Here is a 22,807-nt window from a genome sequence, read left to right as displayed (position 1 = left end):
GAATTCCGTGTGCGGCTGGTCTGAAACTCTCTGAAAACCATTACTTTCAGCAAGTTAGCAGGACACCCCTCTTTCGCCAATCCCTCATTTCGTGACCGCCCGTCCTCCTCGCGCTGAGCCGACGCGCCGGCCAGCGGCGCTCACCGTGAGCAGCAATTTTCGCGTTTCCCCGCCCCGAAACCACCCAACTGTGACAGTAACTGTGACAGGATTTCCCGGTTGATTGCCCCCTAAAGCCGCCAATCCAGCGGCGTCCCGGTAGCCCCTGGGCGCCCATCAATCAGCGCCATCAAGGCCATCGCGAGCTTCGACAGCTCCACATCCGAGACATCGGCATCTGGGCTTGTGCTGGGGTTGTCTGCGATGGACCCGTCAGCACCGCTGGCCGCCTCGTGACCATCGCCGGGCGCGTTGTCACCACCCGTTGCGCCGGCATCCTTCCCGACTTCGGAACCCATGATGCTGGAGATCGCCCCCATCACATCCGCCGAGATCTCACCGAGGTTCAGGCCCACCTCCCCGACGTCGATGCCGAGATCAGCGGCCAGCCCACTCAGGCTCCCCACATCGACGCCCAGGCCTGCAGCCAGCCCCGAGAAGCCCACGGTCGGCTGTCCCACGGCGGCGTTGACCATGTTGCACACTGCGCTGACCATGCTGACGCCAGGGACCGCCATGCCCATGACGCCCATGGCCGCATTCATGCCCGACACCACGCCGGGGTTCTGCCCGGCAAATCCCTTCTGGGTGGTCCTGTTGAGGTCTCGCTGCTCCTTGGTCGGGTTGTGAGCGTGCCGAGCCTCGGTTGTCATCCCGACGTCAGCGGCGATGCCGGTCATATTCGGGTTGGTCCCCGTCCTGTTCCGGTCCACCAGATCAGCGATGTCCACGCCGTATGACTGGGCGCGAGCCATCAGGCCGGGGTTCTGACTTCTCGCCTTGTCGATGGCCGCACCGAGATCCGCCGCCCCGATGGGGTCGGCGTTCGGGTTATTGGTCTGGGCCGGGTTGTTGTTGATGCCGTTGACCTCCTCGCCATAGAAGTCAGGGTCTTCCGTGACAGCAGCCCCCATGCTGGTGCCGGAGCCTCCGGTATTCTCACCGCCAGGGGTATTCCCGCCCCCGTACGCGCCGCCATCGTCGCCACCGATGCCATCACCTGATGCTGAGGCATCACCAGTGTCCCCGCTCTCCCCGCCGCCGTAGGCACCTCCCGTGTCGCCGCCCATGCCATCGGCAGCCGCTTCGCCACTGTCGGAATAGAACTCACGCAGCCCGGTGGTCGGATTGGTGGTCCCGGCGCCACCCTGTCGCAGCAGGTGGTGGACCATGCCCGGAGTGACGAACGCGAGATCGGTATCCCCGTTGCGGCCGTGCTCCGCAACGGGGTCATCCACATCGAGCACGCCCGACACCGGATTGGTGCTGACCTTGAACCCGGCCGACTGAAGGTCGGCTACCTCCTCTGGCATAATGTGGACGGCCTCCTTCCCCTCGAAGGCTGCAACGGCGTCAAGGACGCGCGCCATTGCAGCGTCCCGGATCTCGCCTTCCGCCTCGTCCTTGGTGACTGTGTGGCGGCCGCTTCGCATGTAGCGGCGGTGCATCGTCAGCTCGCGCCGGTAGGAGGCACCAAGGTCGGCCATGAGCTGCTGAAACTGGTTCATGCTGGAGCACCGCACGCGTCCAGGACGGTCGGCTGAGGCTCGCCCTCTGCCGTCAGGTGGTCCAGCAGGATCGCACCTGCCCAGTTGGCCATCGATCTATGTGCCCGGCTGGCATCTGCCCGGAGCCGTTCGGCGGCGTCATCCGGGATGCCAACTTTAATGTACGTGGTCATGGCGAGATCCTCTGCTGTGTCGCTCAAGTCCCGAACACCTTGGTCGATCCGACCAGAAGTTTCGTCCCTGCCCGACACCAGCGGGGAGCTGATCACGCCCCGCCAAGTCCCTCGCCAGAAGAGATGCCCACCAGTGACTCCCTCAGGCCCGCTGAGTGGCCTGAGGGCGGGTTCGAGTAGGTGGGTGGCGGGAACGTCAAGGAGCTGCTCCACGGACTCCACAGCGCCTCGCAGGACATCGTCGCCAGGGCCGGGGGATTATCGGGCGCGAGCATCAGATCGAATATTGCGGCAGGGACTCCACGCTGAAATCATCCGGCGCGTCAGAACACTTTATCACTGCACCGACAGGGGGATGATTCGCGTGTTTCGATTGGTTGGCATTACGGTAGGAGCCGCCTGCTTGGCGGGTTGCGTCACGGACGGGGGCCTGCCGGAGTATGTTTGCAAGGGTGAGTTCTGCACCTGTGGTCCGATCACATGGTCCGGGGGTGCGCCGAACATCCCGAAGGAGCGCCCCGTGCAGTATCCGGACGGCTCCTGGTACTGCAAATCGGGCGCGAACATCTATGGCCCGGGCTCCTACAGCAACGACTAGCAGGGAGGCCCGCACATGGATTGGCTCCTCCCCCTTCTGAAGCTCCTGGCTGACCTCCTATGACCAGCGTCCAGCTTGTCCCGCTGGTGCCGAACGCCATGGAGCGAGTCGACGCCATGGTCGGATTGTACGAGTCCGGCTCCGTCAGCTTCTCCCTGGTCTGCGAGACCGCCATTGAGGGGTTCGGCACCAACGGTGCGGCAACCGCCCTGACGCTCCGCATGGCGGATGTGCGGGTTTGGCAGGTCGGTGACGGAGACCTGAAGCGTGCGCTGGAGAACGGTGCCGATGACCTGACCCGCATGCCTGGATTTGAAGTTGGGCTGTACCGGGCCATCTGCCGTCGGCTTGGTGCGCCAGACGACCTGGACGTTGACTGACTTCCGGCACCAGCAGAGAGATCAATCGAGACCCCGCTCCCGCCGCCGTCAAGGCGGGCGGGTGCGCCCTGCGCTTGGTGTCGAAGCCGCCATACCCCCATCTCACCCAAACATGTCCTTGATGAGTTCGCGCCGTTCTTCGTCGGAAACCAAGCTGTCCCGAGAGGGGGCGTGTGCTGACGCACGCCCCCTCTCAACTGACTTACTCTGATTAACCCCTTCGTCTATTTCCTGGCCGCTTTCCGACCCTAGACTAAGGCCGGAATCCGGCTCTTGGCTTGACGCTCCAAGGGTCGGTTTCCGGCCCTTGGCTATGTCCTGAAGGACCGAGATCAGCGGTCTCAAGTCGTACTGGTCACTGGTGCGGTTGCCGTTGCTCTTCAGATATCGGCGCTCGCGTCGGACGAGGCCCAGGCTCTCCAGGCGAGCCATCGCCTCCTTCACCGCCGTCTTCCCGGCGCCTATGTCTGCGGCGACGGTCGCCTGACCTGGAAACGGATCTCGACCTTCGTAGAACCAGTACCCGAGCAGATCGGTGAGGATCGCGAAATGGATCGGCTTCAACTTAGCTGCACGGACAAGCTCGCGCAGCAGGGCGATAGGTATTTGCGTGAAGCCCGCCATTGCGACTTGCGGGCCGAACCGATCGACAAACTCACCATCGCGCTCAACGGCTGACGGCCTGCTCCTGCTGGCTGCTAGGCGGATGTCCGAAGTGGCCTCTTTGCCTGCTGGCGCCAATGAAAGGTCGGGCAATTCCCCACCTTGACGGCGGGGAATGCCATTCGGGTCGGGCTCCGTCACGCTGTCCTCTTGTACCCGACTTGTTCGTGAAGGTGCCTCCAGGCCCGTCCATAGCTGACATTGTGGACGGTATTGACTGCAACCTTGAGTCGCTCGGCGAACTCTCTAGCGTCGGCGGCGTTCAATGGGCCACCGTTCCGGACTACGGCTCCCAGGATCTGCAGGGCTCCGGCCTCCGTGAGCTTCGACATTGGATGGCGCGCGCCTTGCATGGAACGCCCATGCGCAATCATGTCTCGACCATTGTCCTTGTGGTCCCCCCAGTACAAGTTCGCGTAGCTGTCATTGGTCGGGTCGCCGTCGATATGGCAGACACTGCGCTTACCGTCTGGCGGTGAGCAAAGAAACGTGGCTGCGACGATCTGGTAGCGGTACAACCATCGCCGCACCCCATCTATCCGCCGAACCACACGAAACCGACCGCTGGCAGCATTCAGAAAGCCCGGCTTTCGGCCGAAGCCATCGCGATGGCGATTGTCACAAACGACCATATCGCCGTCACGGCACACATAAAGTGGAGCGAGAGATACTATCCGCCCCTCGTACTCGACTTGAGCCGGCCGCCACAGTGGCGGCAAGGCACGCCGCTGTGCTCGCTCACGGAGCAGGCGCTCGTCCCGCTGATCATTAGTCTCGCCGAAGTTCGCCGGGATATTCCGGTTCGCTGGCAGGTCAGGATCACGGTAGCCGGGATCGTCCTGTCTCTGGCGCAGTTCCCGAAGAACGTCCAGCTTGAGCCGGCACTCCTCCGGTGTCACGGGACGATGTGCCCGCCCGAACCATGCGATAACATCGAAGTCCGTTGACGACGGATCGAGAACGCTAATGTCCGAAGGGGGCGTCGCAAGCGCCCCCTTCTTCATATCGGTGGTACCAGTCATGATGACGCCACCTCTTCCAGGCGATCCACAGCCAATGCCCGTCGGGCTTCGAAGTGGTCGGTGAGGATCTTTCCGGCCATATTGGCGAGCGACCGGCGCTCCTGGTTTGCAGCGGCCTTGAGTAGCTCCAGGACCCATTGCTCAATTCCGGCGCGAACGTGAAATGTCATGACGTCTCCTTTTTCGTTTGTTCATAGGAGCCGTCATGATGGGCAAGGGTCTGGCGTTTTTCGTCCCTGTTGACCAACAAAATGTGTATCGCGAATGCCGATGATCACCTGAGAGCGCGAGCCGTACTTGGGACACAATAATAGGCGGATTATTCCTACACAACGATCGACCCTTAGCGCCACTTTTCACAATAAATTCAAAGGATTGAGCGCAGAGCTGACGAGGTAGCCGACCGTGCCACCCCTCCGTTTCTAGCCACACCAATGCTTGCTAGCCGAAGATCAACGTATCGATCTCGGCCACTCGCGCTCGGATACCTGGGGCTCTCGTCCCCTGGTACGCCGTGATCTCGGCAATAGCGTCGGCGTCGCCACGAAGTGCATGATCCAGGCGGCTGAGGAGAAGTCGGGCATCGCCGCCAAATGCTGGCCGCATTGCTTCAACCTGATCGGCAAGAGCTAGCAGCACGGCCCTGATATCTGTCTCCATGTCCAGCCCCCCGCATGTGATGGCTTCCGATGAGAGGCTAAGTTGCTGCTTTCATTGAGTCTAGTGACGTAAATAGTTGTCCACGCAACCTCTCCGAAGTTCGCCTGACCCGTCGATGGTTGGGCCGAACACTGCAGATTTTGCGAAAAATATAGCAGGGGCCGGGTAAAGGATTGCGCAGGAGTCCCGGCGGCGAAGGTGAGGGGCTACCCCCTCATGTCTGGGCCGATGCTAACAACGTAAACTACAAAAAGTCCCACTCATGTCGGACCCGGGCTTCGAGTTCCTCGCGCCGCCCTCCGAACGAAAACGGCATCTGTTCATTCAATAGGCCGTATATCTGCTCAACCGTATCGCGCAACTGAAGCGCATTTACGCCATAGTTGATCAGGTTGTACTCACTGATGACACCGAGTACATTTCCGCCAGAAACGTTTTTTTCAAGAGTTTTTTTGACCCCTCTCAGGCGTGCATCGAGTACCTGATACTGAAGAAGGGCTTTTTGAAAATATGCTTTTTCATGAGAATTTACGACAGTTGCAGCTTCTGACAGTGCAGATATATGTCGTTCGTGGATTTGCTCGGGCAGAACCTCTGAGTTCATCGCATCATCGTTATTTGAATTTTCATTCAAGCACTTTGTGTATCTGAGAGAATCTTCGCAGTAATCTAAAAAAGCTGAGAGGGAAAACCTTATATCAGCACGAATCCTATCTTTTCGATCACTGAATTCCCGAAAGTCTTTAAAAACAATAATAATCACGGTCAGAAGTGCGCCGAGGAGCGCCAGAAGGCCAGCTGAAATAGTTTGGTTCTCAGAAATCCATGATCCATCAACCGTTATGTCAAGAAGCGCCATTATGAGTGCCCCGGCAATGAATCCTGCGGAAAATATTGGAATAAAAAACCGGTCCATCTATCTATCCTTCGAATCACAATACGGTTTTATACATATCATCATTCAACTATCCACAGAAACGCAACGATCAAAAAGTTCGCCATTTCCAATCAGCATTGACATGCTCATCTCGGACTCCGTCCACAATACGTAAAACGATTGCGAATTGGCGAAGTGGCTGCGTTCCTGCCGAGCATAGCACGCCCTCCTCGTCTCATTAGCTCCTGCCCGTGTGAGTCGCTGGCATGGTGGGCTCAGCGCGTCTCACAAAAGTCATATTGATTTTTGAGACAATCAATCTCACCATGTTCTAGGGTTCAATGAGACGGCGAGAGCGAGACATGCTGATCGGATACGCACGGACATCCACCATCGACCAGGAGGCGGGCCTGGACGCCCAGGAGCGCGATCTGCGCGCCCTGGGGTGTGAGAAGGTCTTCTCCGAAAAGGTCTCGTCAGTGGCGCCCAGAGCGGCTCTGGCGGCCGCTCTGGACTTCATGCGGGAAGGTGACACGCTGGTGGTCACCAAGCTCGACCGGCTGGCGCGCTCGACCGTCCATCTGGGCGAGATCATCGACACCATCAGGCGCAAGCGGGCCCACCTGCGGATCGAGGGACTCGGCATCGACACCTCCACGGCGACGGGCACGCTTGTCCTGAATGTCCTGGGCAGCATCGCTCAGTTCGAGCGGGAGATGATGCTTGAGCGTCAGCGCGAGGGGATCGCCAAGGCGAAAGCTGAGGGGAAGTACAAAGGACGCAAGCCTACCGCACGGGCAATGGCGAGTGAGGTGTTGGCGCTACGCGACCAAGGAATGGGGGCAACCGAGATAGCCACAAGGCTCGGGATCGGTCGTGCAAGCGTCTATAGAATCATGTCCGATCCGCAGTAGCGGCGTATGGCCTATGCCAAGCCGCTATCGTCCAGGTCACCGTCAACCTGCGTCATAAGCAAGGCCTCGTCACCAATGACTGAATGGTTCTCAAGGTGCTGCCGAGCCTCTTCTGCAATTTGATCAGCGGTTTCCTCGCGTGCTTCACAGCGGTCCGCCCAAGGACGGCCGGGATGCAACACATCCCACCGTGGCCTCATGCCTTTTTCGCGTCCGCTGCCGGGCGCGTTGTTACCAAAGCCTTCAACCACTATGTTCCAGACGGGGCTGAAGGAAGCAATCATTAGGCTTTCTCCAAGTGGAATCCAAATGTCCTCAACAACCAAGTATCTGCACCAAAAGTCCTCTGGCTTCAGGTTCTTGATCGGTGGTCTTTGGTCCTGACTATACTTGAAGACCTTCTTTATACTGTTCCTATGAGCAGTCAAACGGCGATAAAGATATGGGCCGACAGGTTGCACAATACCCGCACCGCCGCCTTTCCTGCCGCCTTCTGGGATTGCCTTGCCTACATAGATAGGTTGCTGGAACTTGCCATCAGCATTCCTGGCGGCCACCGTCTCGTAAGGAGCGAAATCACCAGTGTAATAAAGGGCATAAACCCCCGCCCCGACGAATGTCTTTAACGCAACCAGTGGCACAACCTCCTGGCGGAGGAGTGCCCCCGCCACACTTGCGCCAAGGTTCGTTCGGTCAAGCGGATTATATGGCTTCTGCGGGGGCATGGTCCCTCATCGCTCCAAACTTGCCTGGAATTGCTGCTTCAGGTCGCGCTCCTTCCACTCGATCAACCGTCGTGCCACCGACGCTCCGACCGTGCGCCCCAGGGACACTGGCACCGCATTCCCGAGTTGACGCATCGCTTCTCCCCACGCTCCGTGAAACGCATAGCCGTCAGGGAACGTTTGGAGACGCGCACTCTCTCGCACCGTGAAATATCGCACGCTGCCATCGTCTTTGACGAACATGTTCTCGCCACCAGGAACTCCGTGATCGCCCGCCTTCAATGTCTTTGCTGGCAGGTCCAAGTCACTGCCTGTGTGGCCGGTGTAGGTCCTTGCACCAGGTTGGAACCGATGGTCCCGAAAGATCCCCGCACCAGCCTCCGGGTCAGGCATGCTGCCAATCGCATCACGGACCGTCCGCCACGGCGCATGGTCAAGCAGCAAGTTTGATTGTCTCAGTCGATCAACACGCTGGCCGAAGCGTCCCAGAGGCTGGTTACGTACAGTCCGCTTGATCTGATGACGGTCCCAGTATTCGCCGGTGATGTGCTGCTGGGCGAGCAGCGCGTCCAAGCTGTGGGTCTCTCTTGGAAAGCTCCAGCGAGCGTCGATGTCACTTCGGAAGCCAACAATAAAGACCCGCTCACGGCGCTGCGGGACGCCGAAGTTCGCCGCATTCAGAACTTCGTGCACGACATTATATGTGAGGCCATGACGAGGGCTCGAAGTGTCCAACGTCTGGAGCCGGGCAAGATGATCCGTCCATTCCTCGTCGGGCTTTGGCGCCAGCTCGGGATGCGTCAATTGCAATAATATATAGGTCAGATAACTCGAGAAGCTGGGCCTCGTCAGGCCCTTGACGTTCTCGATAATGAAGGCCTTCGGGCGAACCTTCCTGACGAACTCGACCATGACGGGGAGCATGTCGCGTGTGTCGGAGAACCCTCTGTGTTTACCGCCCTGAGAGAACGGCTGGCAGGGCGGTCCCCCTGCAATTAGGTCGATGCCCTCGGGAACGACCGACATGTCGAATTCTCGCACATCGCACTCGAACAGGGGCCAGTCCCTGACCAGCGGGAAGTCTCGGGCTTGGTTCTCTCGGATGGTGTCGCAAGCCCACCGATCGCGCTCCACCACGGCCACAGGCTTAAACCCCGCCATGGAAAGCCCCAGGGCCAGACCGCCCGCACCAGTGAATAGTTCAAGTGATTGTAACATCGCCTTTTTCACCTTCTTCCAAGAAGTGGCGGACCCGCTCCCGGAGCACGTTCGAATCTCGGGTCTCGCATTCCCAGATCACCAGCGACCTCCAACCCATTTCAACCAACCTTAGCTGATTCGCCCTGTCGCGAAGACGGTTGCCTTCCAACTTTTCGACCCAAAATTCTCGACGCGATTTCGGCAGTCGAGCGAGCCGGCAGTCCTCATGGCGATGCCAGAAGCAGCCATGAACGAAGATCACCTTTCTTCGACCCGGAAAGACCAGATCCGGAGCCCCGGGTAGATCTTTTCGATGGAGCCGAAACCTATAGCCAAGAGCGTGAACGAGCCGCCGCACCAGCATCTCTGGTTTGGTGTCCTTCGCCCGGACGCGAGACATGCGCTCGCTCCGTTGTTCCGGGGTTAGGGTGTCCATGTCGTCAAATGCTCCACTCTGTTCTATCGGTGACCGAGGGCTCTTTCTCAGCCACAGGTGAGATCCTCGCGTGCAAGCAGAAGCTCGGTGCGGTGGTCACTGTGTCAGTAGGCGCCCCCGTCACCAGCTATGAACTCCCGTCGCCAAGCATCGAGGCGATCCGCTCCACGTCGGCATGTGCATACCGCATCAGCATGGCTGGTGTGCGGTGCCCTGACACCAGAGCAACCTCAGGCATGCTGAGGCCCATCTCGAACATCCTGCTGATCGCTTCATGCCGAAGGTCGTGGAAATGCAGGTCTTCGAGGTCTGCGCGCTTCAGGGCGCGCCGCCAAGCGAGCTTGACCGACATTGCCGTCAGCGGGAACACCCGCTCCTCACCGGAGCGGCTGGTGGCGTCCCTGGCGGCCGATAGGGCCGTCTCACTCAACGGCACCAAGCGGCTTCGCCCGTTCTTCGAGTAGCGCACCAGCGCCAGCCGGCGCCCCATATCAATGTCTCGCTTCTGCAATGCCAGGATCTCACCCTGGCGCATCGCCGTCTCCAGGGCGAACCTCACCACCAGCGGGACAAACTCATTCCTACATTTCGCGCAGGCCGCTTCGAGGCGGGCCTGCTCCTCCACTGAGAGGCGACGTGAGCGCCCAGGCGCTGGGCTGGGCCTCCGCACCAGCCGGAAGGGGTTATCGAGCCCCACCAGCCCCCAGGAGCGATGCGCGACATCCCAGACATGCTGCAGCGTGCCGAGATCGCGCCTGACAGTATCGACGGACACCTCAGCCATCCTGCGATCACGATAGTCCGACACCACCGAGGGGGAGAGCTTTGACAGCGCCAGACCTGAGATCGCGTCCCTTCGCATCTTTCCCAGGCGCAGCGCCTCAACCTCCGAACTGCGCTTGGCTGGTGTGATCTCCCGCTGGTACCGGTCGATCAGGTCACCCAGGGTCGTCTGCGCGACACGAATGCCGGTGTCATTCGCGAGCGACCGGCGGACGTTCTTCTCCGTCTCGGCTGCCCAGGCGACGGCGTCCTGGTAACGGTCGAAGGTCTTGGTGATGGGGGCCTTGTTGGCGACACGCACCTGGGCCTGCCAGCGGCGGTTCCGCTTGCGGATGGTGGGCATGGGTGGACCTCACTGTGACACGAAGTGTGACAGCAACGGTCTTCATCGAATTTTGGACCTAGCCTGACCCCGGAAATGTCAATGACATCAACCGGATGCGTGGTGGGCGCGGCTGGGATTGAACCAGCGACCCCTACGATGTCAACGTAGTGCTCTCCCGCTGAGCTACGCGCCCACTGTGCCGGTGCTTGCGACCCCGAGAGGCCCCTTCGGCGGCGGCACTGACGGGAAACTCCGTGCCGCGAACGGCTGGTCTTAATGCCCTCCTCGGAGCTTGGCAACCCTATTTTCGCATCCGTCTTCAACACTCCCGCCCCTCCCCCGCCACGGCCCCGCTTCCGAGCGCCGGACACCGCGGGTTCCGGCCCGCCGACGGGGCCAGCGCCGGCCTGCGTCACGGTGCCGTCGACGCGCTCAGACCGGTGACAGCGGCGCCGTGTTGCTCTATCTGAAGAGACATGGACGAGCGCGCCGACAGCCTGCCCGACTCCGCTGACCTCGGCATGCCGACGGCCGCGGCGTCCTGCGATCCAGCGACCGGACCCGCCCTGCCGGCTCCGGCCCCATCTGTCGCGGCCGCCGCCCTTCCCGCCGCCATGCCTGCCGCCCCCGGCGCCGCCCTCGCCGGCTCCCACCCCGGCGCCGCCGATCCAGCGCCGCCGCCGGTCAAGGTGCTGCGGCCGGTGCGCCAGACCCTGCCGATCGTCGTCTCCTCGCCCCATTCCGGCCGGCATTACCCGGACGACCTGCTGACCCGCACCGGGCTCGACGAGCGCACCCTGCGCTCCAGCGAGGACAGTTTCGTGGACGAGCTGTTCGCCGCCGCCCCGGAGCTCGGCGCGCCGCTGGTCGCCGCCACCTTCCCGCGGGTCTATGTGGACGCCAACCGCGCGCCCTACGAACTCGATCCGGCCATGTTCTCCGACCCGCTGCCGGACTACGTGACCACCCGGAACGCCCGAATCGCCGCCGGGCTGGGGACCATCGCCCGGGTCGTCTCCAACGCGGTGCCGGTCTATGCCGACAAGCTCGCCTTCCGCGACGCGGAGCATCGGATCGAGGGCTACTGGCGGCCCTATCACGCCGCCCTGACCGAGGCGATCGAGGAGACCCGCAACCGCTTCGGCTTCTGCATCCTGGTCGACGCCCATTCCATGCCGTCCAACGTGCAGACCATCGGCGCCGACGGGCGCAGCTATCCGGTCGGCGACATCGTGCTGGGCGACTGCCACGGCACGAGCTGCTCGCCGGTGATGACCAGCCGGGTGGAGCGGCTGCTCGGCCACCAGGGCTACCGGGTGCGCCGCAACAGCCCCTATGCCGGCGGCTACGTCACCCGGCATTACGGACGCCCGGACCTGGGCGTGCACGCGCTGCAGATCGAGGTGAAGCGCGGCCTGTACATGAACGAGAAGCGGCTGGAGCGCACCGCCGGGCTGCAGCGGCTCGCCGCCGACATGCGCCGGGCGATCGCCGGCCTGGCGAGCTTCGATCCGCGGCGCCCGCTGGGCGACGCCGACTGAGGCGCCTCTTCACTAAGATCTGGCACGGCGCTTGCTTTACCTCCGGCACAGGAGGTCCGCCATGCCGTTTGCCCACGCCTTTTCCGTTCTGACGCTGCTCGCAGCCCTGCTCGCCGCGTCCCTTCCCGCCCCCGTCCGGGCCGCCCCGGCGGCCCCGGCAACGCCGGAGGCCCACGGCCTGTGCGTGGCCGCGACCCGGCAGGCGGAGATCGACAATCACCTGCCGCCCTACCTGCTCGCCGCCATCTCGCTGGCCGAGACCGGCCGCTGGAGCAGCGACTACAAGGCAAGCTTTTCCTGGCCCTGGACGGTGATGGCTGAGGGGATCGGGCGATATCTGCCGAGCAAGGAGGCGGCAATTGCCGAGGTGCGGCGGCTGCAGGCCCGGGGCATCACCAACATCGATGTCGGCTGCATGCAGATCAACCTGTACTACCACGGCGACGCGTTCCGGAACCTGGAGCACGCGTTCGACCCGGAAGCGAATGCCGAGTACGCGGCCGCCTTCCTGGCCGACCTGAACGACAGCGCCCGCTCCTGGCCGACGGCGGTGGCGCAGTACCACTCGCGGGACAAGGATCGCGGCGCCGGCTACCAGCAGAAGGTCTACGACCTGTGGTACGGCCAGCGCGAGCACCTGGTGGCCAGCGCCGCCGGCCGGACGGTGGTGCGCACGGAGATCGCCCGCCAGCGCGAGGAAGAGCGCCAGGCGCTCATGAAGGACCGCGAGCGTCAGGCCGAACTGCAGCGGGTGCGCACGGCGGCGCGGGCGGCGAACGTGGCCTTCCTGCAGCGCCAGGCGGCGCTGACCGAGGCGCGGATGATGTCGGAGTTCGAGGCCCGCAAGGAAGCGGCCCTGGCGGCCTTCCGCGAGCGCAAGGCCAAGCGCGAGGCGCAGCGCCAGGGGGGATGAGTCGGCGGCACATAGTGCCGCGGGTAATACCCACACTCCCCTTCACCACACGTCCCTCCCCTTCACTCCCCGGGTTTATTCCGGGGTGATCCCATCGGATCGCATGAGGTGTTGATACCGGAGTGAATCTCCCCAGAACCGCCGTTTGAAAATTCCCCAGTTGGCGTGTCGCCGGTCATCCGGGGCGCGCCCCGGATGACCGGCGGCGGCGAGTTGCCGATGCTCCTCTCGGTCGGCGAGAGGAGTTCGGCGGTGATCAAACTGGGAGAGATGCTCATGATCTTGGAACTGCATCGGCAGGGGCTGTCTATATCGGCGATCGCACGGGAGAGCGGGTTCGACCGCAAGACCGTTCGTCGCTACATCGAGCGCGGCCTGGAGCCACCGAGCTATGGCCCACGCAGGCCACGGTCACGTCTGCTGGATCCGTACACCCCCTATCTGCGCGAACGCGTGATGACGTGGCCTGGCCTGACCGGCGCCCGGCTGCTGCGAGAATTGCGGGACCTCGGCTATAGCGGCGGCTATACGGCGGTGACGGATTATCTGCGTGATATCCGTCCCGCGCCGACACCGGGTTATGAGATCCGCTTCGAGACACCTCCCGGTCAGCAAGGACAGGTCGACTTTGCTCAGTTCCAGGTGGTGTTCACCGATGAGCCGGAACAGCCGCGGATCGTGTGGCTGTTCTCGCTGGTCCTGGGGCATAGCCGCCTGATCTGGGCACGGTTCGTCGCCCATCAGGACCTAGCGACAGTGCTGCGCTGCCACGTCGCCGCCTTCGACGCGATCGGCGGCGTGCCACGCGAGCTTCTCTACGACCGCATGAAGACGGCGGTGATCGGCGAAGCTGCTGACGGGGAGCCGCGCGGCATCGTCTACAACAGGGCCCTTGTGGATCTGGCCCGCCACTATGGCTTCCACCCGCGCGCGTGCCAGCCCTACCGGGCCAAGACCAAGGGCAAGGTCGAGCGGCCGTTCCGATACATCCGCGAGGACTTCTTCTTGGCCCGTTCGTTCCGCAACCTGGACGATCTGAACGAGCAGCTGCGGCGCTGGCTGGACAGTGTCGCCAATCCCAGGGTGCATGCCACAACCCGGCGGGTCGTGAACGAGGCGTTCGCCGAGGAGAAGCCGCACCTGCTGGTTCTGCCTCTGGCGCCGTTCCGCTCCGTACTACGTCTGGAGCGACGGATCTCCCGGGAAGGGATGGTAAGCGTCGGTGGCAACTTCTACAGCGTTCCGGATGCCACCCGGCGGCGCACGGTCGAGGTGCACACGCTCGCCCAGGAGATCAGGATCTTCGAGGACGGCACGTTGATCGCGACCCATCCGGTCCTGGAAGGCCGCCACCAGCGCCGGGTGGCTCCTGGACACCGAAAAGGAGGGGGCTCCACAGGACGAAGACGTGGAGCCGACGGAGATGTGGTCGTCAGCCGAACCGGCGACGTGGTCGCTCAGCGCTCCCTGGAGTTCTACGACGCTGTCGCTCGCCGTCTTGCCCGGGAGTGCCGGTCATGAGCGCTCCAGGTGATCTGACCCCGTCGACCCTGGAGCGGATCCGCCACGATCTGGTCGGTCTGAAAATGCCACGCGCCCTGGAAGCCCTCGATCAGGTCGTGCGCCGCCTCGAGCACGGGGAGATCGGTGCTCTGGAGGCCATCGACATGCTGCTCGCCGAGGAACTGACCCTGCGCGAGAACAGCCGCATCAAGACGGCCCTGCGCATGGGCCGACTGGCGACCATCAAGACGCTCTCAGGGTTCGACTTCTCCTTCCAGCCGTCGCTCGACCGCGATCGTATCCTCACCCTCGCACAACTCGGCTTTATCGGTCGCTGCGAGGTCGTCCACTTCCTCGGCCCGCCCGGCACCGGCAAGAGCCATCTGGCCATCGCCCTCGGCGTCGAGGCGGTGAAGGCAGGGCGCAGTGTCTACTTTTGCACACTCGCCGACCTGCTCGGGCAACTCGCCCGCGCCGAGCGCGAGGGACGGCTGACGGAACGCATACGCTTCTTCTGTCGACCGGCTCTGCTGATCGTTGACGAGATCGGCTACCTGCCCGTCGTTCCTGGGGGTGGCAACCTGTTCTTCCAGCTGGTCAACGCCCGATACGAGCGTGGTGCGATGGTCCTGACCTCCAACCGCGGCTTTGCCGAATGGGGCGAGGTGTTCGGAGACCCGGTCGTCGCCACCGCACTCCTCGACCGCCTGCTGCATCATGCTCTGGTCATCCAGATCGAAGGCTCCAGCTACCGGTTGCGCCAGCACGCCGACCTCATGCCCGAGCACGTCCGCTCCAAGGCTACCATCACACCGCCGACCCCAGCACCGCTACGACGGCCAAGGGGACGGCCGCCCAAAAACGACCACATCACCGCGACAACCTGACCGGCGAAACTGGGGAAATTTACTTCGGCGCTTCTGGGGAAATTACGGGCGGCATTGACATGAGCGTCGGGATTCGGTGTGACCTGGGCGTTGCCCCGGAATAAATCCGGGGAGTGTATTTGGGGGGAGAGAGAGTTGCCCGGCTGGCGGCGGTCACTGGCGACCTCTGGGCGGCCGACAATTGCCTCCTCACTTCCCCCTTCTCTCATTCCCCGGATTTATTCCGGGGCGGTCCCATCGGAGCGCATGAGCGTCGGGGGGTTCGGTGTGACCTAAGCGTTGCCCCGGAATGAATCCGGGGAGTGTATTGGGGAGAGAGAGTTGCCCGGCTGGCGGCGGTCACTGGCGACCTCTGGGCGGCCGACAATTGCCTCCTCACTTCCCCCTTCTCTCATTCCCCGGATTTATTCCGGGGCGGTCCCATCGGAGCGCATGAGCGTCGGGGGGTTCGGTGTGACCTAAGCGTTGCCCCGGAATAAATCCGGGGAGTGCGTTGGGTGAGAGAGAGTTGCCCGGCTGGCGGCGTTTACGGGCGACGTCCGGGCGGCCGACAATTGCCACCTCACCTTCCACCTGCTCCCACTCCCCGGATTTATTCCGGGGCGATCCCATCAGATCGCATGAGCGTTAGGGATTCGGTGTGGCCTGGGCGTTGCCCCGGCATAAATCCGGGGAGTGGGCGAAGAGGGTGGTCCTCAGCGCCGCCACGAGAAAGGGCGGCAGCCAATCCGGCCGCCGCCCCTCGGGTCCGTTCGCGATCTCGTCCCGCGGCTATGCCCGCAGCATCTCGTTGTCCGGGTCGTAGGGGCTCTCCGGGACGATGCGGGCCGGGCGGAGCTCGCCCATGACGCGGACCTGGCATTCGCGGCCGATTTCGGCGAACTCGGTCTTCACATAGCCCAGCATCAGCGACTTCTTCACGTGGTGGCCGTAGCCGCCCGCGGTGCCGCGGCCGACCACCTCGCCGTCCATGAACACCGGCTCGTTGCCGAAGCTGTCGGCATCCTCCGCGTCGATCTCCAGCGTGCAGTAGGTGTTCGGCACCCCGGCCTCCTGCTGCCGGGTGAGCGCGTCGCGGCCGACGAAATCGCCCTTGTTCAGCCGCACGAAACGGTTCAGCCCCGCCTCCAGCGCCGAGTTCTCGGCGTTCAGGTCGGTGCCCCAGAGCCGGTAGCTCTTCTCCAGGCGCATGCTGTCCATGGCGCGCATGCCGACCAGGCCGATATCGAACTCGCGGCCCGCCTCCATGATCGCGTCGTAGAGATGCGCCTGGTACTCGATCGGGTGGTGCAGCTCCCAGCCCAGCGAGCCGACGAAATTGACCCGCAGGGCGCGCACGGTCGGGCACCAGCCGACCGGGATGTCCTGCACCGTCAGCCAGGGGAAGGCCTCGTTCGACACGTCGGCATCGGCCAGCTTCTCCAGCACCTTGCGGGCCATCGGTCCGGCCAGCACCAGCACGCCGTACTGGGTGGTCAGGTCGGAGAGGAAGACCGAGCCGTCGCGCGGCAGCTGCTTGGTGAGGAAGTCCCAGTCGTAGTCGTGGCCCGCACCCGGACCGACCAGGTAGAAGCGCTCGCCGTACAGCCCGTCGGGCAGGCGCGAGATGGTGAATTCCGAGCGGATCGAGCCCGACGGGTTCAGCGCATGGCTGAGGCTCATGCGGCCGATCTTCTTCGGGATGATGTTGGCAACCATGCGGTCGAGCCAGGCCCGCGCGCCCGGTCCCTCGACCATGTACTTGGCGAAGGACGACAGCTCCAGCAGGCCGACCCGCTCGCGCATCGCCGCCACCTCGTTGCCCACATGGGGGAACCAGTTGGAGCGGCGGAACGAGTATTCGTCCTTGCGGGCGACTCCCTCCGGCGCGAACCAGTTCGGCCGCTCCCAGCCGAAGCGCGCGCCCCAGACCGCGCCTGCGGCATCGAGCCGGCCGTGGATCGGCACGGTCTTGGCCGGGCGGCCGGCCTCGCGCTCTTCCATGGGGAAGTGGTTGACGAAGACGTGCTCGTACGCCTCCTCGTTCTTGATCTTGGCGAAGTTCTTGGAGACCACGCCGAAGCGCCGGGGATCGACGCCGATCATGTCGACCGAGGGCTCGCCGTCGACGATCCAGTTGGCGAGCTGCCAGCCGGCACCGCCGGCGGCGGTGACGCCGAAGCTGTGGCCCTCGGACAGCCAGAAATTCGGCAGGCCGAAGGCCGGGCCGACCATCGGGTTGCCGTCCGGCGTGTAGGAGATCGGGCCGTTGACGATGTCCTTGATGCCGGCGGTCTCGAAGGACGGTACCCGGTTCAGGCAGGCCTCCACATGGGGCATCAGCCGCTCCAGGTCGCCCGGGAACAGGTCCTTCTCGAAGGTCGACGGCACGCCGTCGACGAAGCAGGCCGGGGCGAATCGCTCGTAGGGGCCGAGGATCCAGCCCATGCGCTCCTCGCGGAAATAGTACTGGCTGTCGGACTCGCGCAGCACCGGCAGCTCCGGATTCCCGGCCTCGCGATAGGCCTTCAGGGTCGGGTCCACGTCGGTGACGATGTACTGGTGCTCGACGGGAATCGCCGGGATCTGCAGGCCGACCATCAGCGCGGTCTGGCGGGCGTAGTTGCCGGTGGCCGAGACCACATGCTCGCAGCGGATCGAGACCGCCTGCCCGCCCTGCATCGTGTGGACAATCCACTCGTTGTTGTCGCGCTCGATCCCCGTCACCTCGGTGTGCTGGTGGATCGTGCCGCCGTGCATCCGCGCGCCCTTGGCCAGGGCCATGGTCACGTCGACCGGCGCGATATGGCCGTCGGTCGGGTGCCACAGGGCGCCGATCAGCCCCTCGGCGTTGATCAGCGGCCACAGCTTCTTGATCTCGTCGACGCCGACCAGATGGCAGTCGACGCCGATGGTCTCGGCCGTGCACTGGTAATTGCGGTACTCGTCCATGCGGTCGCGGTTGGTGGCGAGCCGCAGGTTGCCCACGCCGTGGAAGCTGACGTCCTGGCCGGTCTCCGCCTCCAGGGTCTTGTACAGCTCGACCGAGTACTGGTGCAGCTGGCCGACCGAATAGCTCATGTTGAACAGCGGCAGCAGGCCGGCGGCGTGCCAGGTGGAGCCGGCGGTCAGCTCGGTGCGCTCCAGCAGCACGCAGTCCGACCAGCCCTTCTTGGCGAGGTGGTACAGCGTGCTCACCCCGACCACGCCCCCGCCGATAACGACGACCCGAGCCGTATCCTTCATATCCGTCTCCCGCAACCGCATCAGGGACTCGCCCCGCCACCGACATCGGACCCCTCGGCCCGCCATGGGCGCAGAGTGACGCCGTTCGCAAACCGCTCTCGACCCGTAGGCGACGGTCGGGTGTCGGATTTGTGGCAATGGCGCAGGTTGCCGCGCTTCAGGGCGAGGTTCGCGTGGGCGTTGCACGCCACGCTTTACAGCCCGCGCGCCGTTGTCTTAGGGTTTCGTCAAACAAAGGGCACGCAATGCCGTGCCGAACAGGGCGTGTCGTTACAGGGAGAGCGGCACGGCTCGAGTCTAGGGTGGCAAGGGGGACATGGCGGAAAAAAAGACGCCGTTCGTCCAATTCGTAGAGGTCCAGAAGACCTATGACGGGGAGATCCTCGTCGTTAAAGACCTCAATCTCGATATTCAGGCTGGCGAGTTCGTGACCATGCTTGGACCTTCCGGGTCCGGCAAAACGACTTGTCTCATGATGCTGGCCGGTTTCGAGACGCCTACGGAAGGGACGATCATGCTCGGCGGCCGTGAGCTTAATCACGTGCCGCCGCACAAGCGCGGGATCGGGATGGTTTTTCAGAACTATGCCCTGTTTCCGCATATGACCGTCGCCGAGAACCTGGCGTTCCCGCTGCAGGTCCGGAAAATGTCCAAGGCGGATACCGAGGCCAAGGTTCAGCGGGCGCTGGACATGGTCGAACTCGGCGCCTTCGGCGGCCGGCGTCCCGGCCAGCTCTCCGGCGGCCAGCAGCAGCGCGTGGCCCTGGCCCGCGCGCTGGTCTTCGAGCCCGATCTGGTGCTGATGGACGAGCCGCTCGGCGCGCTCGACAAGAACCTGCGCGAGCAGATGCAGTACGAGATCAAGCACATCCACGAACAGCTCGGCATGACGGTCGTCTATGTGACCCACGACCAGTCCGAGGCGCTGACCATGTCGGACCGGATCGCCGTGTTCAACGACGGCAAGATCCAGCAGCTCGCCCCGCCGCCCGACCTGTACGAACGGCCGGACAACGCCTTCGTCGCCCAGTTCATCGGCGAGAACAACCGACTGAACGGGACGGTGAAGGAGGTCAGCGGCACGAGCTGCACGGTCGATGTGGACGGCCACATCATCCAGGCCCTGAGCGTCAATCACGACGGCGTCGGCTCGAAGACGACCCTGTCGCTGCGCCCGGAGCGGGTGGCACTCGACCCGGCCCCCGGATCCATGCCCAACGTGTTCGATGCCACCGTCGAGGAGCTCATCTACCTCGGCGACCACATCCGCACGCGCGTCAGCACCTGCGGCGATGACGAGTTCATCGTCAAGGTGCCGAATTCCCATGCCCACGCGTCATTGAGCCGAGGACAGAAGGTTCAGGTCGGCTGGGCCCTGGACGATTGTCGGGCGCTCGACGCCTGACCGTCGCCATCTGGGAGTACGGGCCGGTCGCGACCCCCGTCCGGCCCTCGAACACAAAGACTTCAGGGGCAGTCGCCGGAAACTTCCGGCACAACACAGGGAGACTTGTTCAATGAACCATCTATTGAAGTCGGCGGGAGTCGCGGCGCTGGCGTTTGCCACGCTCGGCTACGCTGGGACGTCCTCCGCCGCGGAGACCCTGACCATCGTGTCCTGGGGCGGCGCCTACACCAAGAGCCAGGTCGAGGCCTACCACAAGCCGTGGATCGAGAAGACCGGCGATACGATCAACTCCGAGGACTACAACGGCGGTCTCGCCGAAATCCGCGCCCAGGTCGAGGCCGGCAACGTGACCTGGAACCTGGTCGACGTTGAGCTGTCCGACGCGGTTCGCGGCTGCGACGAGGGCATCCTCGAAGTGCTGCCGACCGAAGATCTGCCGGCCGGTGACGACGGAACCCCTGCGGCCGAGGACTTCATCGCCGGCACGGTGCATGAGTGCGCGGTCGGAACCATCGTCTGGTCGACGGTCTACGCCTACGACACGACCAAGTTCAAGGACGGCCCGACCACCATCGCCGACTTCTTCGACCTGGAGAAGTTCCCGGGCAAGCGCGGCATGCGCAAGGCTCCGAAGGCCAACCTCGAGTTCGCCCTGATGGCCGACGGCGTGCCGTCCGGCGAGGTCTACGACGTGCTGGCGACCCCGGAGGGTGTGGAGCGCGCCTTCAAGAAGCTCGACACCATCAAGAACGACACGATCTGGTGGGAAGCCGGCGCCCAGCCGCCGCAGCTTCTGGCCGACGGCGAGGTCGTGATGACCACCGCCTATAACGGCCGCCTGTTCAACGCGATCGCGAACGAGAAGAAGCCGTTCGAGATCGTCTGGGACGGCCAAGTGTGGGACATCGACCTCTGGGTCATCCCGAAGGGCGCCCCGAAGATGGAGCAGTCCTGGGAGTTCATCAAGTTCTCCACCGACACCCAGCGCCTCGCCGACCAGGCGAAGTGGATCTCCTACGGCCCGGTCCGTAAGTCGTCCTTCGACAAGGTTCTGCCGGACATGCAGCCGCACATGCCGACCGCGCCGGCCAACTTCAAGAACCCGCTGCAGAACGACTTCGAGTTCTGGGCGGATTACGGCGACGAGCTGAACGAGCGTTTCAACGCCTGGCTCGCCAGCTAAGACCTTATCGGGGGGAGCGGTCCGCCGCTCTCCCCTCCCCATTCATTCGTTTTGACCTTTCTCGCACCGCTCGTCAGAGCGGCCGACAACCTGATCGCGGGAGATCCGGATGGCGCATGCTATTGAAGAGGCAGGCCCGGCACGGCCCTTGACCATGGCCGACGGCACGCCGCTGAAGGTGGCTCTGGCCCGCGCCACCCGACGCAGCAAGATCCGCGCCTTCCTGCTGGTCGCACCGCTGCTGCTGTTCATTCTGATCACCTTCATCTTCCCGATCGTCGACATGCTGATGCGCAGCATCGACAACCCGGAAGTCAACGACGCCATCCCCCTCACCGTTGCCGAACTGGAGAAGTGGGACGGCGAAGGCATGCCGCCGGACGCCGTCTTCGCCGCCTTCATCAAGGAGATGGGCGACCGCGGCGAGGGGCAGCGGCGCAATGTCGGCCGCATGGGCGCCCGCCTGAACTACGAGGACGGCGGCTTCCGCTCGCTGATCAACAAGTCGCAGCGGGCCGCCGCCAAGATCGAAGAAGACCCGATGCAGTTCGCCCTGGTCGGCTTCGACAAGGGCTGGGAGGACAAGAAGACCTGGCCGACCCTGGACGAACTGGCGGAAACCCCGGAATTCGCCGAGGTTCTGCCGGAGACCGCCGCCCTGCTGCGCAAGTGGGAGACCGGCAATTCGCCCTTCGCGGAGAAGACGCCGAAGCCGGAAACCTACCCGACGATCCTGTCGGAGCTGGAGAAGGCGAAGGCCGACGGCTCGCTCGCCCGCCTACTGCCCCTGGTGCAGGCGGAGAACAGGAAGCTGGCCACGACGCTGGAGAAGACCGCCGCCTCGGCCGGCGATATCCGCGACAACCCGCTGCGCTATGCGCTGGTCGGCGTCGACAAGGACTGGGGCGAGCAGAAGACCTGGAAGATCATCAAGCAGGTCTCCTCGCCGGTCACCTTCAGCTACTACCTGAACGCGGTCGACCGGACGTACGACATCGACGGCAACATCGTCATGCAGCCGGAATGGAAGCAGATCTACGTCCAGCTCTTCATGAAGACGATCTACGTCTCCCTCGGCGTGACGCTCGCCTGCCTGATCCTGGCCTATCCGATCTCCTACCTGCTGGCGACGCTGCCGCCGTCCAAGGGAAACCTGCTGCTGATCCTGGTGCTGCTGCCGTTCTGGACCTCGCTGCTGGTGCGCACGACCTCCTGGATCGTGCTGCTGCAGACCCAGGGCGTGATCAACGACACGCTCGTGTTCCTGGGGATCATCTCCGACGATAACCGGATCGAGATGATCTACAACATGACCGGCACGATCATCGCCATGACGCATATCCTGCTGCCGTTCATGGTGCTGCCGATGTACTCGGTGATGAAGACGATCTCGCCGAGCTACATGCGGGCGGCCCGATCGCTGGGCGCCAATCCGCTGATCGCCTTCGTGCGGGTCTACATGCCGCAGACAGTGCCCGGCATCGGCGCCGGCTCGATCCTCGTCTTCATTCTGGCCATCGGCTACTACATCACCCCGGCCCTGGTCGGCGGCCAGGACGGCCAGCTCATCTCCAACTTCATCGCCTATCACATGCAGAAGTCGCTGAACTGGGGCCTTGCGGCCGCGCTCGGCACGATCCTGCTCGGCGGGGTTCTGATCATGTACTGGCTCTACGACCGGCTGGTCGGCATCGACAACATGAAGCTCGGCTGAGCGGAGGGAC

The 22,807-nt window shown here is 63.5% G+C and carries 21 protein-coding genes and 1 tRNA gene; 9 read left to right on the top strand and 13 right to left on the bottom strand.

What is annotated here, in order from left to right:
- Positions 1–230 precede the first annotated feature (230 nt).
- Positions 231–1,667 (bottom strand): hypothetical protein, encoded by a 1,437-nt coding sequence (locus T8K17_RS13790; protein WP_322330308.1) that lies wholly within the window; start codon positions 1,665–1,667, stop codon positions 231–233.
- Positions 1,664–1,840, bottom strand: a complete 177-nt coding sequence (locus T8K17_RS13785; RefSeq protein WP_322330307.1) for a hypothetical protein — start codon at positions 1,838–1,840, stop codon at positions 1,664–1,666. Before T8K17_RS13785 ends, T8K17_RS13790 begins: the two co-directional genes overlap by 4 nt.
- Before the next feature lie 657 nt (positions 1,841–2,497).
- On the opposite strand from T8K17_RS13785, the gene T8K17_RS13780 reads away from it, so the two are divergent.
- Positions 2,498–2,818, top strand: a complete 321-nt coding sequence (locus T8K17_RS13780) for a hypothetical protein (protein ID WP_322330306.1) — start codon at positions 2,498–2,500, stop codon at positions 2,816–2,818.
- Between the two features lie 102 nt (positions 2,819–2,920).
- Here the strand turns inward: T8K17_RS13780 and T8K17_RS13775 are convergent, their stop codons facing one another.
- The 5 genes from T8K17_RS13775 to T8K17_RS13755 form a co-directional block, all read right to left on the bottom strand.
- The gene (locus T8K17_RS13775) at positions 2,921–3,622 is read right to left on the bottom strand and encodes a hypothetical protein (protein ID WP_322330305.1); all 702 of its coding nucleotides are present in this window, start codon (positions 3,620–3,622) and stop codon (positions 2,921–2,923) included.
- Positions 3,619–4,503 carry a hypothetical protein gene (locus T8K17_RS13770; protein ID WP_322330304.1) on the bottom strand — a complete coding sequence of 295 codons (885 nt, stop codon included), beginning with the start codon at positions 4,501–4,503 and terminating at the stop codon, positions 3,619–3,621. The genes T8K17_RS13775 and T8K17_RS13770 overlap by 4 nt, the downstream gene beginning before the upstream one ends.
- Positions 4,500–4,673 carry a hypothetical protein gene (locus T8K17_RS13765; protein WP_322330303.1) on the bottom strand — a complete coding sequence of 58 codons (174 nt, stop codon included), beginning with the start codon at positions 4,671–4,673 and terminating at the stop codon, positions 4,500–4,502. The genes T8K17_RS13770 and T8K17_RS13765 overlap by 4 nt, the downstream gene beginning before the upstream one ends.
- A gap of 271 nt (positions 4,674–4,944) precedes the next feature.
- A complete protein-coding gene (locus tag T8K17_RS13760; RefSeq protein WP_322330302.1) occupies positions 4,945–5,163 on the bottom strand; it encodes a hypothetical protein in 219 nt (72 codons plus the stop codon).
- Positions 5,164–5,407: 244 nt separating this feature from the next.
- Entirely contained in the window at positions 5,408–6,079 is a 672-nt protein-coding gene (locus T8K17_RS13755; protein WP_322330301.1) for a hypothetical protein, read from the bottom strand.
- A gap of 323 nt (positions 6,080–6,402) precedes the next feature.
- On the opposite strand from T8K17_RS13755, the gene T8K17_RS13750 reads away from it, so the two are divergent.
- Positions 6,403–6,954: a recombinase family protein gene (locus tag T8K17_RS13750; protein ID WP_322330300.1), complete on the top strand. Its 552-nt coding sequence runs from the start codon at positions 6,403–6,405 to the stop codon at positions 6,952–6,954.
- Positions 6,955–6,965: 11 nt separating this feature from the next.
- Here the strand turns inward: T8K17_RS13750 and T8K17_RS13745 are convergent, their stop codons facing one another.
- From T8K17_RS13745 to T8K17_RS13725, 5 genes are all read right to left on the bottom strand, one after another.
- Positions 6,966–7,679 carry an Eco29kI family restriction endonuclease gene (locus T8K17_RS13745; RefSeq protein WP_322330299.1) on the bottom strand — a complete coding sequence of 238 codons (714 nt, stop codon included), beginning with the start codon at positions 7,677–7,679 and terminating at the stop codon, positions 6,966–6,968.
- A 6-nt stretch (positions 7,680–7,685) separates the two neighbouring features.
- On the bottom strand, positions 7,686–8,909 hold the full coding sequence (locus T8K17_RS13740) for a DNA cytosine methyltransferase (protein WP_322330298.1): 1,224 nt from the start codon (positions 8,907–8,909) through the stop codon (positions 7,686–7,688).
- Complete coding sequence (locus T8K17_RS13735; protein ID WP_416153109.1) at positions 8,881–9,315, bottom strand: very short patch repair endonuclease; 435 nt, start codon at positions 9,313–9,315, stop codon at positions 8,881–8,883. The genes T8K17_RS13740 and T8K17_RS13735 overlap by 29 nt, the downstream gene beginning before the upstream one ends.
- A 127-nt stretch (positions 9,316–9,442) precedes the next feature.
- A complete protein-coding gene (locus T8K17_RS13730) occupies positions 9,443–10,441 on the bottom strand; it encodes a site-specific integrase (protein WP_322330297.1) in 999 nt (332 codons plus the stop codon).
- 100 nt (positions 10,442–10,541) lie between these two features.
- Positions 10,542–10,616: transfer RNA gene (locus tag T8K17_RS13725), tRNA-Val, on the bottom strand.
- A 283-nt stretch (positions 10,617–10,899) separates the two neighbouring features.
- On the opposite strand from T8K17_RS13725, the gene T8K17_RS13720 reads away from it, so the two are divergent.
- From T8K17_RS13720 to istB, 4 genes are all read left to right on the top strand, one after another.
- The gene (locus T8K17_RS13720) at positions 10,900–11,964 is read left to right on the top strand and encodes an N-formylglutamate amidohydrolase (RefSeq protein ID WP_322330296.1); all 1,065 of its coding nucleotides are present in this window, start codon (positions 10,900–10,902) and stop codon (positions 11,962–11,964) included.
- Positions 11,965–12,025: 61 nt separating this feature from the next.
- Positions 12,026–12,877, top strand: a complete 852-nt coding sequence (locus T8K17_RS13715) for a transglycosylase SLT domain-containing protein (RefSeq protein ID WP_322330295.1) — start codon at positions 12,026–12,028, stop codon at positions 12,875–12,877.
- 252 nt (positions 12,878–13,129) lie between these two features.
- Complete coding sequence (gene istA / locus T8K17_RS13710; RefSeq protein WP_028793183.1) at positions 13,130–14,398, top strand: IS21 family transposase; 1,269 nt, start codon at positions 13,130–13,132, stop codon at positions 14,396–14,398.
- Complete coding sequence (gene istB / locus T8K17_RS13705) at positions 14,395–15,267, top strand: IS21-like element helper ATPase IstB (protein WP_028793182.1); 873 nt, start codon at positions 14,395–14,397, stop codon at positions 15,265–15,267. Before istA ends, istB begins: the two co-directional genes overlap by 4 nt.
- Positions 15,268–16,038: 771 nt before the next feature.
- Here istB and T8K17_RS13700 read toward each other — a convergent pair.
- Positions 16,039–18,492, bottom strand: a complete 2,454-nt coding sequence (locus tag T8K17_RS13700) for an FAD-dependent oxidoreductase (protein ID WP_322330294.1) — start codon at positions 18,490–18,492, stop codon at positions 16,039–16,041.
- A 316-nt stretch (positions 18,493–18,808) separates the two neighbouring features.
- On the opposite strand from T8K17_RS13700, the gene T8K17_RS13695 reads away from it, so the two are divergent.
- From T8K17_RS13695 to T8K17_RS13685, 3 genes are all read left to right on the top strand, one after another.
- On the top strand, positions 18,809–19,897 hold the full coding sequence (locus T8K17_RS13695) for an ABC transporter ATP-binding protein (RefSeq protein WP_322330293.1): 1,089 nt from the start codon (positions 18,809–18,811) through the stop codon (positions 19,895–19,897).
- Positions 19,898–20,009: 112 nt separating this feature from the next.
- Positions 20,010–21,083 (top strand): ABC transporter substrate-binding protein, encoded by a 1,074-nt coding sequence (locus tag T8K17_RS13690; RefSeq protein WP_322330292.1) that lies wholly within the window; start codon positions 20,010–20,012, stop codon positions 21,081–21,083.
- Positions 21,084–21,192: 109 nt separating this feature from the next.
- On the top strand, positions 21,193–22,797 hold the full coding sequence (locus T8K17_RS13685) for an ABC transporter permease (protein WP_322330291.1): 1,605 nt from the start codon (positions 21,193–21,195) through the stop codon (positions 22,795–22,797).
- The last annotated feature ends 10 nt before the right edge of the window (positions 22,798–22,807 follow it).

The sequence above is a fragment of the Thalassobaculum sp. OXR-137 genome (assembly GCF_034377285.1).
GTDB lineage: Bacteria > Pseudomonadota > Alphaproteobacteria > Thalassobaculales > Thalassobaculaceae > Thalassobaculum.
The sequence above is the reverse complement of the archived record's forward strand: the minus strand, read 5'-3'. Positions and strand labels throughout refer to the sequence as shown.

Bases quoted from the DNA above. Each gene is read 5' to 3' on its own strand.
- T8K17_RS13690 (WP_322330292.1), top strand. From the start codon at position 20,010: ATGAACCATCTATTGAAGTCGGCGGGAGTCGCGGCGCTGGCGTTTGCC.
- istB (WP_028793182.1), top strand. From the start codon at position 14,395: ATGAGCGCTCCAGGTGATCTGACCCCGTCGACCCTGGAGCGGATCCGC.
- T8K17_RS13755 (WP_322330301.1), bottom strand. From the start codon at position 6,079: ATGGACCGGTTTTTTATTCCAATATTTTCCGCAGGATTCATTGCCGGG.
- T8K17_RS13785 (WP_322330307.1), bottom strand. From the start codon at position 1,840: ATGACCACGTACATTAAAGTTGGCATCCCGGATGACGCCGCCGAACGG.
- T8K17_RS13745 (WP_322330299.1), bottom strand. From the start codon at position 7,679: ATGCCCCCGCAGAAGCCATATAATCCGCTTGACCGAACGAACCTTGGC.
- T8K17_RS13735 (WP_416153109.1), bottom strand. From the start codon at position 9,315: ATGGACACCCTAACCCCGGAACAACGGAGCGAGCGCATGTCTCGCGTC.
- T8K17_RS13790 (WP_322330308.1), bottom strand. From the start codon at position 1,667: ATGAACCAGTTTCAGCAGCTCATGGCCGACCTTGGTGCCTCCTACCGG.
- T8K17_RS13730 (WP_322330297.1), bottom strand. From the start codon at position 10,441: ATGCCCACCATCCGCAAGCGGAACCGCCGCTGGCAGGCCCAGGTGCGT.
- T8K17_RS13750 (WP_322330300.1), top strand. From the start codon at position 6,403: ATGCTGATCGGATACGCACGGACATCCACCATCGACCAGGAGGCGGGC.
- T8K17_RS13765 (WP_322330303.1), bottom strand. From the start codon at position 4,673: ATGACATTTCACGTTCGCGCCGGAATTGAGCAATGGGTCCTGGAGCTA.
- T8K17_RS13685 (WP_322330291.1), top strand. From the start codon at position 21,193: ATGGCGCATGCTATTGAAGAGGCAGGCCCGGCACGGCCCTTGACCATG.
- T8K17_RS13720 (WP_322330296.1), top strand. From the start codon at position 10,900: ATGGACGAGCGCGCCGACAGCCTGCCCGACTCCGCTGACCTCGGCATG.
- T8K17_RS13695 (WP_322330293.1), top strand. From the start codon at position 18,809: ATGGCGGAAAAAAAGACGCCGTTCGTCCAATTCGTAGAGGTCCAGAAG.
- T8K17_RS13715 (WP_322330295.1), top strand. From the start codon at position 12,026: ATGCCGTTTGCCCACGCCTTTTCCGTTCTGACGCTGCTCGCAGCCCTG.
- T8K17_RS13770 (WP_322330304.1), bottom strand. From the start codon at position 4,503: ATGACTGGTACCACCGATATGAAGAAGGGGGCGCTTGCGACGCCCCCT.
- T8K17_RS13760 (WP_322330302.1), bottom strand. From the start codon at position 5,163: ATGGAGACAGATATCAGGGCCGTGCTGCTAGCTCTTGCCGATCAGGTT.
- T8K17_RS13780 (WP_322330306.1), top strand. From the start codon at position 2,498: ATGACCAGCGTCCAGCTTGTCCCGCTGGTGCCGAACGCCATGGAGCGA.
- T8K17_RS13700 (WP_322330294.1), bottom strand. From the start codon at position 18,492: ATGAAGGATACGGCTCGGGTCGTCGTTATCGGCGGGGGCGTGGTCGGG.